Source organism: Erythrobacter sp. JB2-19 (genome assembly GCF_057365005.1).
This window is the reverse complement of the sequence record NZ_CP200290.1, coordinates 38,870-50,383: the sequence shown is the minus strand read 5'-3', so window position 1 is coordinate 50,383 and position 11,514 is coordinate 38,870. Positions and strand designations below refer to the sequence as shown.

At 58.0% G+C, this 11,514-nt stretch carries 12 protein-coding genes; 2 read left to right on the top strand and 10 right to left on the bottom strand.

All coding sequences use genetic code 11. The annotated features are described in order from the left end of the window. Positions 1-3: 3 nt before the first annotated feature. Positions 4-1,140, bottom strand: coding sequence for a non-hydrolyzing UDP-N-acetylglucosamine 2-epimerase (gene wecB / locus AC0V6O_RS00255; protein ID WP_486141004.1), 1,137 nt, complete (start codon positions 1,138-1,140; stop codon positions 4-6). 296 nt (positions 1,141-1,436) lie between these two features. Here wecB and AC0V6O_RS00250 point away from each other — a divergent pair, with 296 nt between their 5' ends. Then, complete coding sequence (locus tag AC0V6O_RS00250; protein WP_486141003.1) at positions 1,437-2,450, top strand: NAD-dependent epimerase/dehydratase family protein; 1,014 nt, start codon at positions 1,437-1,439, stop codon at positions 2,448-2,450. 31 nt (positions 2,451-2,481) lie between these two features. Here the strand turns inward: AC0V6O_RS00250 and AC0V6O_RS00245 are convergent, their stop codons facing one another. From AC0V6O_RS00245 to AC0V6O_RS00205, 9 genes are all read right to left on the bottom strand, one after another. After that, on the bottom strand, positions 2,482-3,123 hold the full coding sequence (locus AC0V6O_RS00245; protein ID WP_486141002.1) for a hypothetical protein: 642 nt from the start codon (positions 3,121-3,123) through the stop codon (positions 2,482-2,484). A gap of 90 nt (positions 3,124-3,213) precedes the next feature. After that, positions 3,214-3,735, bottom strand: coding sequence for a demethoxyubiquinone hydroxylase family protein (locus AC0V6O_RS00240; protein WP_486141001.1), 522 nt, complete (start codon positions 3,733-3,735; stop codon positions 3,214-3,216). Further along, positions 3,732-4,208, bottom strand: coding sequence for a disulfide bond formation protein B (locus tag AC0V6O_RS00235; RefSeq protein ID WP_486141000.1), 477 nt, complete (start codon positions 4,206-4,208; stop codon positions 3,732-3,734). The genes AC0V6O_RS00240 and AC0V6O_RS00235 overlap by 4 nt, the downstream gene beginning before the upstream one ends. A 21-nt stretch (positions 4,209-4,229) precedes the next feature. After that, complete coding sequence (locus AC0V6O_RS00230) at positions 4,230-5,573, bottom strand: S41 family peptidase (RefSeq protein ID WP_472640254.1); 1,344 nt, start codon at positions 5,571-5,573, stop codon at positions 4,230-4,232. Positions 5,574-5,730: 157 nt separating this feature from the next. Then, positions 5,731-6,966 (bottom strand): murein hydrolase activator EnvC family protein, encoded by a 1,236-nt coding sequence (locus AC0V6O_RS00225; RefSeq protein WP_486140999.1) that lies wholly within the window; start codon positions 6,964-6,966, stop codon positions 5,731-5,733. A gap of 21 nt (positions 6,967-6,987) precedes the next feature. Continuing rightward, complete coding sequence (locus AC0V6O_RS00220) at positions 6,988-7,407, bottom strand: 23S rRNA (pseudouridine(1915)-N(3))-methyltransferase RlmH (RefSeq protein ID WP_486145431.1); 420 nt, start codon at positions 7,405-7,407, stop codon at positions 6,988-6,990. 185 nt (positions 7,408-7,592) lie between these two features. Then, positions 7,593-7,940: a ribosome silencing factor gene (rsfS, locus tag AC0V6O_RS00215; protein WP_486145429.1), complete on the bottom strand. Its 348-nt coding sequence runs from the start codon at positions 7,938-7,940 to the stop codon at positions 7,593-7,595. A gap of 132 nt (positions 7,941-8,072) precedes the next feature. Next, positions 8,073-8,726, bottom strand: coding sequence for a nicotinate-nucleotide adenylyltransferase (locus AC0V6O_RS00210; RefSeq protein WP_486140998.1), 654 nt, complete (start codon positions 8,724-8,726; stop codon positions 8,073-8,075). 16 nt (positions 8,727-8,742) lie between these two features. After that, positions 8,743-10,026 carry a glutamate-5-semialdehyde dehydrogenase gene (locus AC0V6O_RS00205; RefSeq protein ID WP_486140997.1) on the bottom strand — a complete coding sequence of 428 codons (1,284 nt, stop codon included), beginning with the start codon at positions 10,024-10,026 and terminating at the stop codon, positions 8,743-8,745. Positions 10,027-10,332: 306 nt separating this feature from the next. Between AC0V6O_RS00205 and AC0V6O_RS00200 the strand changes: the two genes are divergently transcribed. Continuing rightward, entirely contained in the window at positions 10,333-11,502 is a 1,170-nt protein-coding gene (locus AC0V6O_RS00200) for a M23 family metallopeptidase (RefSeq protein WP_486140996.1), read from the top strand. Positions 11,503-11,514: the final 12 nt, after the last annotated feature.

Genomic DNA, 11,514 nt, shown 5'->3' with positions numbered 1-11,514 from the left:
CGATTACTGGGATGTCGCAAATTCGACAATCGCGTCGTGAATACGGCCTGAGGCCATGCCATCGCCATATGGGTTGTGCGCGCGAGCCATTGATTCGTAAGCTGTTAAATCATCAAGCAGGGTCGTTGCTTCGCTAACGATCATCGCATCGTCTGTACCCACTAGCTTGACCGTGCCTGCCTGAACCGCCTCTGGACGCTCAGTCGTATCACGCATCACCAAAACTGGCTTACCGAGCGAAGGCGCTTCTTCTTGCACGCCACCAGAATCGGTCAGAATAATGTCGGCCCGGCGCATCAAATGCACGAACGGCAAATAGTCTTGTGGCGGGATGAGCTGGATCTGCTCGATCGCGCCTAAGTTATCTTCAACCGGCCCCTTCACATTGGGGTTAAGGTGAACCGGATAGACGATTTGAACGTCATCTCGCTTCGCCAGCTCGACCAATGCCGCACAAATTCGCTCAAATCCGCTTCCAAAACTCTCCCGGCGATGGCCGGTGACCAGGATCATTTTTTTGTCAGGATCAATCCCAAAGGATCGGTCGAATGCGTCGCTTTGAGCAGGGTCGGCCTCAAGCATCTCGACCACCGAGAGCAAAGCGTCGATGACTGTATTTCCAGTGACAAGAATACGTTCAGTTGCGGTGTTCTCATCAAGCAAATTGCTTTTGGAACGCTCCGTCGGCGCGAAGTGTAGGCGAGTGATTACGCCTGTCAGTTTGCGGTTTATCTCCTCGGGCCATGGAGAATAAATATCCCCAGTACGCAAGCCTGCCTCGACATGGCCAACCGGTATTTGCAAATAATAAGACGCCAGCGATGCTGCGAAAGTCGTGGTGGTATCACCATGCACTAGAACCAAATCCGGCTTTTCCTGTTCTAGAACCTCGCGCAGCCTCAGCAGAGCTCCACTGGTGATTTCGAACAGTCCTTGGCCCGGTTGCATTAGATTCAAATCGAAGTCGGGCTTGATCTCAAACAGTGATAGCACTTGATCAAGCATTTCGCGGTGCTGTGCCGTCACACACACACGCGCGTCGATTGTATCCGAGGCTTGGAGCGCTTTGACGACAGGGGCCATCTTGATTGCCTCGGGCCTCGTGCCAAAGACAAGAACGACTTTGAACTTTTTTGCCATTCGACCGCATCCTTTTGCCGCCTTACGAACGAGCATTGGTTCGCCAGGTTGCCTACTGCAACTTCGTGCGCCGCGCATGGCAAGCTGCGCGCCTTATATCAACTGCTGTTTCTTATTCTCAGCGTGATTGGTGACCAAATGATCAGTTTCATAGGGTGCGCTGAACCCATTGCTTGGCAATTTTCAGATTTCTGCCAGATGCCATTTTCGATTTCATAGAGTATTCACTGTTATAGCCTTCACGGAGGCTTAGCGCGAGCGGATGACGACAGGCAAAGCAGGAGATAGACACGATAATGAAGAAGATCCTTATCACTGGCAGCGCCGGGTTCATTGGATTCCACCTGTCAAAGCTCTTGCTGAACGAAGGCTTCGCAGTTGTCGGCTATGATGGGCTAACGGACTATTATGATGTTCGCTTAAAAGAACGACGGCATCAAATACTCCTTCAGAATCAGCACTTCAGCTGCAAAATTGGGATGCTTGAAGACTTCGACACACTGCACGAACTGGCGCTGCAAGAGAAACCGGATGTGATTGTCCATCTCGCCGCCCAAGCTGGCGTTCGTTACAGCCTTGAGAACCCGCGCGCTTATATGGATGCGAATGTCACCGGAACGTTCAACGTAATGGAGGTTGCGCGGGAACTGGCGGTTGAGCACCTGCTCATGGCCTCGACCAGCTCTGTGTATGGCGCAAATGATGCAATGCCATTTCATGAGCAGCACAAGAGTGACACACCGATGACGCTCTATGCCGCGACCAAAAAAGCGAACGAGGCAATGGGCCATTCCTACGCCCACCTGTGGAATCTGCCGACAACGATGTTTCGTTTCTTCACAGTCTACGGGCCGTGGGGGCGCCCTGATATGGCTCTGTTCAAGTTCACCAAAGGGATCCTCGAAGGCACCCCAATCGACATATACAACAATGGCGACATGTACCGCGACTTCACCTTTGTCTCAGATCTGGTGCGCGGAATCCGATTGCTGATCGATGCCGCACCAGCACGTCCGGATACGCCAGAGGACATTGCTGAATACGACAGCCTGTCACCCGCCGCCCCCTATCGCGTCGTCAATATCGGCAACAATGACAAGGTGCGCCTTATGGACTTTGTCGAGGCGATCGAGAGTGCTTGCGGACGCAAGGCGATCAAGAATTTTATGCCCATGCAAAAGGGCGATGTTCCTGCCACTTGGGCGGACGCAACCTTGCTGAAAAAGCTGACCGGTTACGTACCGAAAACGGATGTGCGAGAGGGCGTCAGTCAGTTTGTTGACTGGTACCGCGACTATTACAAAATCTAGAGTCGAGCGCGCTAGCTGCTCACCCAAGAATTCAGCCTTGCGGCGCTTCCTCAGCGGGTGTTTCAGCCGGTTCTGCTGCGCCCGATTCACTCGGCTCTGACTCAGTCAAAGCAGGCGGTCCCTCTTCACCTGGCAGTGCCTGCGAGCGCTCCCGCTCCAGCCGCTCAAGATACTCGCGCTCGATCTGTTCGACCCGGCTCTGCTCGGCGGCGGCATCAACATCAATGTTCGATAAACGCTCTTGGCGCGCCTGCTCGATCAGCTCGCTAAAGCGGACATCTTGGCCCTCTGCCCTGTCCTTGTACGCATCGTTGATCAATTGCTGCGTACAGCCGGTGAGACCTCCTGCGCCGGTTGGGCTGCACGACAAAGTGCCAAAAGCGCCAACCAATTCAAGGCTTTCTACCCGGCGCGACCAAGCCGTATTTTGCGGATTATCCGAAAAGCGCAAGGCGGGCGGAATACGGAACCGATCATCTTCCGGCAGCCTAGCGATCACGCAAATCGTACCCTCGGGGCACGGCGGGGCATCGTCATCGCCGTAAACATAGGCGGTTTGCACATCATCGGGCAGCGCCTCACCCTCCTGAGCCGAAGCAGGCGCAGCCACAAGCATGGCGGACATACCAAGCGCGAGACTGGCGATCAGGGTCTTACGGGGCAGCGACGTCATCGAATGTTCCTCACATGAATTTCTGAGCGCTATATCACACCATTCGCCGTGAACCATGGCTGAAGCGTGGCCTGGTACATCAAGCGCAGGCTAAATACGCTCGCTGATCTTGATCGCCGCGCGGCAGCCCAATCGGATCGCGCCTGAGAGCAGCCCGTAAGCAGGTGCTTTTTCCGCCCCATGGGCAATCGCCGCATCGTGATGCTCGCGCTCTTCCTCGCGGAATTTCTCAATCATTTCAGCCAGCTCTGGGTCAGCATTGTCTGCCTCAAGTTCGTCGAGCTGATCCGAGTAATGCTTATCGATCTCGGTTTCGACCGCCGCAGTGCAGGCCATCGCCGCCTCTGGGCCGAGCAAGGCTGTGCCAGCACCCAAAGCATAGCCTGCTATCGACCAGAACGGTTGCAGCGCGGTCGGCCGCACGCCGCGCTTTGCCATCAAAGCGTCGAATTTCTCGCGGTGAACCTTCTCTTGCTCTGCCATATGCGCGATTTCCTGGCTGTGCGGCCCGCGATCGCCCATGACTGCCAGCTGACCCTCATAGATCCGCGTCGCGCCGAATTCTCCGGCTTGATCAACGCGGATCATGCGGTGGATGTCTTCGCGTTTCATGCTCGCTCCTGCTTGGCTATCAGTGCCAAGATGGTGATCCCACCGAGACATGAAAAGAGGAAGTTCCAACCCGCTAGCGAAACGCCAAACAGGCTCCACGGCGCAACATCACAGCGCACCAGAGGTGTGCTGGTGTCCATGACCGACGCCGCTGCTCCCGGCCCCGAAGGAATGGTCGCGCAGCCGGTGATGCCTTCCCACCAGCCATATTCAACGCCGGCATGAAATCCGCCGATCAATCCTGAGATGATTACAGCCAGTCCAGCCAGGCCAAGCCACAGCCGCTTTGGCGCGGCAAAGAACCCCAGAATCGCAAAGCCGAGCGCCGCAAAATGGGGCCAGCGCTGCCACCAGCACATTTCACACGGAAACAGGTCAAAGCCATATTGCGAGACGTATGCACCGCCCAGCAAACCCGCCGGGAGCGCAAATGCCAGAGTTTGAGCGGCCTTCAACCGCGAGAAATCAGCCATAACGCGCCCGCTTTAGGCGGCTTATTCCCGCAGCGCCACCGAACTTGCTGTCGTGCGGCGCAAAGTCTCCAACGCATAATGCAATTGGAAGTCCTCAACGCCCTGTTCCTCCAGCTGTTCAGCGGTCAGTTTGAAGCGCGGATCATCGATCTTGTCGCCTTCAAGTTCGTCGTCCTTGAGGCCCAGCTCATTGACCAGATGCCCGCGCAGATCGCTCTCACGCGTCACATATTTGCTGCGCAGCGCATAATCGGGATCGGACAATTGCGGCACGGTGATATCCGGCTTGATCCCGCCTTCTTGCACCGAATGACCCGACGGCGTGTAATAACGCGCGGTGGTCAGCTTAAGAGCGGTGTCACGGCCCAACGGCAGCAACGATTGGACGCTGCCTTTGCCAAAGCTGCGATCACCCATCACCAGCGCACGGCGATGATCTTGCAAAGCGCCTGCGACAATTTCAGAAGCCGATGCAGAGCCCGCATCGATCAGCACGATTACCGGAGTGCCCTCTGCCATATCGCCGCGGAACACAGTTTCGGCATCATACAGCAGGGTTTCACCGCGAGCGCGGCCGCGCTGCGATACGATCCGACCCTTGTCGAGGAACAGGTCGGACAAGGCGACTGCCTCGTCCAGACTGCCGCCCGGGTTGGAGCGCAGATCAAGGATCAGGCCGCTGACCCGGCCGGTCGCTTCGGTCTGGATGGCTTGCCATGCATTGAACACGTCCTGGCCGACATCAGCGGAGAATTCGTTGACCGAGATAACGCCGACATTGCCCGCCTCCAGCTTGTGCGTGACCGGCTCTAGCTCAATCACGCCACGTGTGACGGACACCTCCAACGGCTCTTCACGCCCTGCCCTGAAGATCGTTAGCTCAATCGAGGTGCCAGCCTCGCCGCGCATCCGCGCAACGGCATCGTCCAAGTCGCCGCCATAAATAAGATCGCCGTCAAGGTGCGTAATGAAATCGCCAGCTTTAATGCCGGCGCCTTCTGCGGGACTGCCGCGGAATGGCGAGATCACTTTCACCGCGCCGTCTTCCATCACCACGGACAGGCCAAGACCGGAGTAATTGCCATCGATCAAGGTATTGAGGCGCTGCAGGCTGCTGCCATCGAGATATGCCGAATGCGGATCAAGTGCCGCCAGCATCCCGTCAATCGCACCGCGAACCAGCACTTCGTCCTCGACATCCTCGACATAGCTCGCCTTGATCCGTTGATAGGTGGCAAACAATTTCGAAAATTCTGGGCCAGCGCGGCCTTCCACTTGAGCCATGCTGGCCGTGGCGGTTGGGATAAGCGCGATGGTGGTCACGAGCGCTGCACTTTGCAGCAGGGCGATAAACTTCTTGGGCACGCAGGACTCCTTTGGCGTAATATGCCATGTGTATCGCGCAAACTGTCTGAATGCCAGATGAGAGCGACCACATGAATTTTGTGCATCACACCGCGCGGTTCTGCGTGGGATGGGAAGTGGTAGGGCGACGGCTCGGCAGGCCTGTGCCCTACAATTCTTACAGAAATTGCAGTGGGTTAACCGGCTTTCCGGCGCGCCTCAGTTCAATCGTTATTGCAGGATCCTGATTGGCGGCGACGCCCAATGGACTGCCGCTAACCAGCTGATCGCCAACCTCCGCATCGCTGGTCGCAAGGCCAGTGACCAGGCTGGTCCAGCCATTTTCGTGCTCAATAATAACGATTCGCCCGAATCCCCGATACGGTCCTGAAAACGCCACTCGGCCAGCAGCAGGTGCGATCACTTGCGCTCCGGCAGCGGGCGCAATCACCACGCCGGTGCTGCGAGATCCGCTGTCGCGAAGCGCGCCAAAGCCAGCAACCGTACGGCCTTGAACAGGGAGCTGAAAATCGGTTGGCGGGGCAACTTCATCGGCCGTCTGTGACGGGGTCGGCGATGGTTCGATCGACACCTGCGATGCGCTTGGCTGAACGGGCCGTAGGACTGGTCCGGATAATGCCGCAAGCTCGCGGCGCAATTCACTCGCATTGCCCAGCTCGCCGATCAGACCATCGAGATCGCGTGCGTCCTCCGCCAGCGCCAATGCGCGTTCATTCTCGCGCGCGGCAATAGCGCGGGCTTCGCTCGAGTCCCGTCGCTGACGCGCCTCCAATTGGGTGAGCGCGGCTCTGCGTTCCTGCAAAACGCCTTCGCTACCGCGCAGATCAGCAAGCGATTCGCGTGCTTGATCTTCCAGCGCGCGGCCTTCGTCCAGATCGCTGCGCAAGGCAGCGGTGCGAGCGCGCACTTGCGGCACGGCGCTGTCGAGAACCGCACGCACGTAAACCGTTTCACGCAGAGAGCCGGGCTGCAATGCAGAAAGCGCCAGCGGCCTGCGAGACATCGCCTGCAGCGCGCCGGTTAAGCGCACCAAGGGCTCTTGCCGCTCCGCCAAGCGCGCGCCTAGCTCCTCGCGCCGCGTTTGTGCCAGAGAATAGCGCGCCTGAGCCGCCGCAATCTCCGCTTCGGATTGTTGGACCTGCGCCGCCAAGGCCGCAGCCTCACTTGCTGTCTTTTCCGCAGCAAGCGCAGAGTTCTCTGCCGTTTCCGTCAGTTCAGCAGCGCGTTTTTGCGCATCCGCCGCCGCGCGCTGAGCGCGGGCCAATTGCTGGCGCGCCTCAGCCGGATCAAGCAGCGCAATATTGCGCTGAGCATTGCCATCAGGGACAAGCGCCGCAAAACCCGCAATCGCCAGTGCCATAGCGCCTGCGGTAGCTGAGATTTGCCTCTTCATGCGTGCCCTTTTGCCCGATCACTACGAGCGATGATAGGGGTGACCTGCAAGAATGGTTGAGGCGCGGTAGAGCTGCTCCATCAACATCGCGCGGGCGAGCAAATGTGGCCATGTCGCGGGACCAAACGCTAGCAACAAATCCGCCTCGGCCCGCTCTTCGCGGCTGTGCCCATCCGCAGCGCCAAGTACAAAGCGGGCCTCGCGAATGCCGTCATCGCGCCAGCGGCCAAGCAGTGCGGCGAAATCTTCGGAACTCATAGTTTTGCCGCGCTCATCGAGCAGCACGGTCTTAAGCGGCGCTTGAGGATCAGGCACTTTCCCGCCAGTTTCCGGCAATTCGGTGAGTTTCACCGGCCACGTCAGCCGTTTTTCATAGCGCGCTACCAGCTCCGCCTCGGGCGAGCGGGCGATCTTTCCGCGAGCGATGACATGAAGGAGAATGGTCAGAGCTCCCATTGGTGGAAGGAAGTGTTGTAAAGCACGAAAGCTGTGCGACGCCGAACCGATCCAGCCCGTACAACGGGCAGCAAGGCCAAGAGGCCGCCCGCAGCGATGCGATTTTTGATCGCGTGAGCGAGGATAAGCCAAGGCGGCGGATGCCACCGCTGGCTCTTGAAGTCAGAAAACTAAGCTTTACCCATGCCGACTTCGCCGTCGAACGCCCACATCCTTTCCAGATTGTAGAAACTGCGCACTTCTGGACGGAACAGATGCACCACCACATCGCCAACATCGACCAGCACCCAATCGGCCGCTGGCAAGCCTTCAATGCGTACCGGGCCATGCCCAGCCTGCTTAACCGTTTCAGCCAATTTCTGAGCGATAGCGGCCACCTGCCGGGTCGAGCGACCCGATGCAATCACCATGTAATCGGCAATCGAGCTCTTTCCCTCAAGCGGGATCGAGACGATTTCCTGAGCCTGATCATCGTCCAGCTGACGCATCACCAATTCGTGCAATTCGTGCTTCGCCATATCAGCTGCGCCGCCTGCTGGCGGGGCCACATTGGCATTGGACGCGGAAGTTTGTGCCTGATTCATAGGCGAATATAGAACTCCAGATACTGGGGTGGGTAAATGCAGGATCAGAAACGCCGAATATGCGCCTCATACTCCCTCCGATGCCTGGATCCGCCTGAACGTCAGCCGGTCTCGCACGCCTGCCTGCGAATATTGCGCCGCCCAATCCGCATTGGCACGGCGAATTGCCGTGGCCGAACGCGTGTCAGGATCGAAACGCAATAACACCAGTGCAGGTGCGCTCCATCGCCCCCGTTTTTGAAAACTGGCGGCGGGCACTCGGTAGCGCCTGAGCCAGGCCATAGCGGGGCTCGCCATAGCCTGGCCAGTATAGCCGGGCCTTGCGATCACCGCAATCGGCATTGTGCGCGCTATATCGCGCCAGGCCTTCCACCGGTGGAATTGCGCCAGATTGTCCGAGCCCATCAGCCAGATAAATTCGCGCTTGGGATAGCGGCGCTTGAGCGCACGCAAAGTATCGAGCGTAAAGCGCGTGCCGAGCTGCTGCTCGATGGCGGTCGGCACGATCCGCGCCCGGCGTGCTTGTTTTTGCGCCGATTGCAGACGGGCCGATAGCGGCGCCATGCCCTTGCGCGGTTTTAGCGGATTGCCGGGCGAGACAAGCCACCAGGCCTCATCCAGGCCCAGCGCATCAATCGTAAACAGCGTGATTCGTCGATGCCCGCCGTGCGCGGGATTGAAACTGCCACCCAGCAGACCAGTTCGCAGGCCTTTGCGCATACCGCTTGCGATCGGCTTATGGCCGCGCCTGGCCAGTGCCGCGCACCAGCCATTTGTAAGTGGTCAGACCCTCCAACGCGACAGGCCCACGAGCGTGCAGCCGCCCGGTAGCAATGCCAATCTCCGCGCCCAGGCCAAATTCAGCTCCATCGGCAAATTGCGACGAGGCATTGTGCATTACAATCGCGCTATCGACATTGGCAAAAAACCGTTCCGCCGCTGAATGATCTTCTGTGATGATCGCATCGGTATGCGCGCTGGAATGCTCCGCAATATGCGAGAGTGCCTCGCCCATATTGTCGACAATCGCAGCGGAAACGACGGCGTCGAGATATTCGGTATCCCAATCCTCCGGCCCGGCAGGTTCTATGCGTGGATCAAGGCTTTGCGCCCGGCCATCGCCGCGCACTTCACAGCCTGAAGCCAGCAGGGCTTTGACGAGGTCCGCCGCCTTGGGGAAGTGCGCATCAATCAGCAGTGTCTCCATCGCACCGCAGATACCTGTACGCCGCATCTTGGCATTGAGGACGATCTCTTGCGCCATTGCAGGGTTCGCGTCGGCATGAACATAGGTGTGACAAATGCCATCAAGATGGGCGAGCACCGGGACACGGGCATCGGCCTGAACCCGTGCAACCAATCCCTTGCCGCCGCGCGGCACAATCATATCGATGAGTCCGCTGGCGCTCAGCATTGCGCCGACCATAGCCCGGTCTTGTGTTGGCATAATCTGCACTGACGCCGCTGGCACGCCGCCTTGGACAAGACCTGACGTCATTGCGGCGTGGATTGCGTGATTCGAGTGGACTGCCTCGCTACCACCGCGCAGCAGGGCGGCATTCCCGGCCCGCACGCACAGGGCCGCTGCATCAGCCGTCACATTCGGGCGGCTTTCGTAGATCAGTCCAATGACGCCAATCGGCACGCGTATCCGCGACAACTGTAATCCATTGGGCCGCTCGCTGGTGTCAACAATCTGGCCTACCGGATCAGATAGCTGCGCAACCGCATCCACGCCCGCAGCAATGCCCTCAACCCGCACCTCATCCAACGCTAATCGGTCAAGCATCGCATCTGGCAAGCCTACCGTTTTACTGGCGGCAAGATCCTTCGCATTCGCTTCCAGGATCACGCTGACGTCACGGCGCAATTGATCGGCGGCGTGGTGCAGAGCGGCGGCACGCGCCTCGCTCGGCATGGAGGCAAGTTGACGCTGCGCCGCGCGGGCCGAGTTTGCCAGCTCTGTGACGATTTCATTAGCGCTGACTTGCTGAGGCAAAGTGGGAGAAATTGCTGTCATAATCCAGCGGTAATAGCACTGTGAAACCGCCCTGTCAGGTCCGCTGACGTCAAGGTCTGAATCCAAGCGAATCGGGTGTAAATGCAAGCCGAAATCGTCCGATTCGGGCGATTCTCTCAGTGCGAATCTCCAGGCGATAACCCACGGAAAACGGCGGCCTAGCGGTAATATTTCACCCAGATGAACGTTTCATCGCGTTAAGTTCACACTTCGCCCGGTCCGTTAACACTTAGATTCGACCTTAGGCAGCCCGCTTGGTAGCGCCGCGATCAATTGAATTGGGGCAGAGAGAAAAAAGGGTTCGCCTTGCTAAAAGAAGGTTCCACCGCCAGCTGGCGTGACCAGCTGGATAAGTGGTTTCCTGACCGTGAGTTCTTTATGCGCTCGCAAGGTCAGGTCCGCTTCATCACATTCACATCGCGCATGCAGAAAATTGCAGCGGCGACAATCGTGGTGCTGGTTGTTGGTTGGGCCGTCACAATGGCGGCCATGGCATGGTCCAAATATCAGGCAGATGTGGACCGGCTTTCTCTACTCGAAAACGCAGCCAAAGTGGCCACCGCGCAAGAGCGTTTGGATACATATGGCGATGATCTGAGCGCCGTTGCAGAAGATTTGACTGCGCGGCAAAATTTCATCGAACAAATGACCGAGGCGCTGCCCGCTGATGTAAAAGATACCAGCGGCACGGTCACCGATCTGACCTCTGAAACGGCAGAGATGATCGAAAAAGTCAGCGCTTCGTTCCCCGAAGCAGTGACATTGGCCAAAATCGAAGCGCGCCAATTGGCCTATGTCGAGCGAGTAACACGATTTGCCGATGAACGCGCCAAACGCGCTGAGAATGCACTTCGCAAACTCGGCCTTGATCCCAAGTTGATGGTTGATAGCGCCGATATCGAAGCGATGGGTGGTCCGCTGGAAATCCTCGCCACCTCTGCTGATGGCAGCATCGATCCACGGTTCGAACGCCTCGGTCTAAGTCTTGCCCGCATGGCAGCGCTTGAACGCGGCCTGGAATCAGTCCCGCAATTCACGCCAACCGATCTATCGAAAACCACAGTTTCATCAGGCTTTGGCTATCGCCGCGACCCCTTCAACGGCGGCGGCGCGATGCATGGCGGCCTTGATTTCAAAGGGCCATCTGGAACACCGATCTATTCAGCGGCCAAAGGCGTCGTAACGTTCGTGGGCCGTAAGTCTGGCTATGGCAAAGTGGTTGAAGTAAGCCATGGCAATGGCATGATGACACGCTATGCTCACATGTCGCGGTTTGATGCTGTCGAAGGCGAGCAAGTTGCCGCTGGTGAAACCATCGGCGCAATCGGCAGCACTGGCCGTTCGACCGGACCGCATCTGCACTTTGAAGTGCGTATCAATGACCACGCGGTAAATCCGCGCCCTTTCCTGGAGACCGCCCCCAATGTTCTCAAAGAAGCCCGCGGAGCCAAATCAGCCCGCACCGCCTCAGACTAACCCTCAAGACAA

Excerpts from the sequence above, each read along its gene's own strand:
- AC0V6O_RS00240 (WP_486141001.1), bottom strand. The coding sequence starts at position 3,735 with ATGAAACGCGAAGACATCCACCGCATGATCCGCGTTGATCAAGCCGGA.
- AC0V6O_RS00225 (WP_486140999.1), bottom strand. The coding sequence starts at position 6,966 with ATGAAGAGGCAAATCTCAGCTACCGCAGGCGCTATGGCACTGGCGATT.
- AC0V6O_RS00235 (WP_486141000.1), bottom strand. The coding sequence starts at position 4,208 with ATGGCTGATTTCTCGCGGTTGAAGGCCGCTCAAACTCTGGCATTTGCG.
- AC0V6O_RS00245 (WP_486141002.1), bottom strand. The coding sequence starts at position 3,123 with ATGACGTCGCTGCCCCGTAAGACCCTGATCGCCAGTCTCGCGCTTGGT.
- AC0V6O_RS00250 (WP_486141003.1), top strand. The coding sequence starts at position 1,437 with ATGAAGAAGATCCTTATCACTGGCAGCGCCGGGTTCATTGGATTCCAC.
- AC0V6O_RS00205 (WP_486140997.1), bottom strand. The coding sequence starts at position 10,026 with ATGACAGCAATTTCTCCCACTTTGCCTCAGCAAGTCAGCGCTAATGAA.
- wecB (WP_486141004.1), bottom strand. The coding sequence starts at position 1,140 with ATGGCAAAAAAGTTCAAAGTCGTTCTTGTCTTTGGCACGAGGCCCGAG.
- AC0V6O_RS00210 (WP_486140998.1), bottom strand. The coding sequence starts at position 8,726 with ATGCGCAAAGGCCTGCGAACTGGTCTGCTGGGTGGCAGTTTCAATCCC.
- rsfS (WP_486145429.1), bottom strand. The coding sequence starts at position 7,940 with ATGGCGAAGCACGAATTGCACGAATTGGTGATGCGTCAGCTGGACGAT.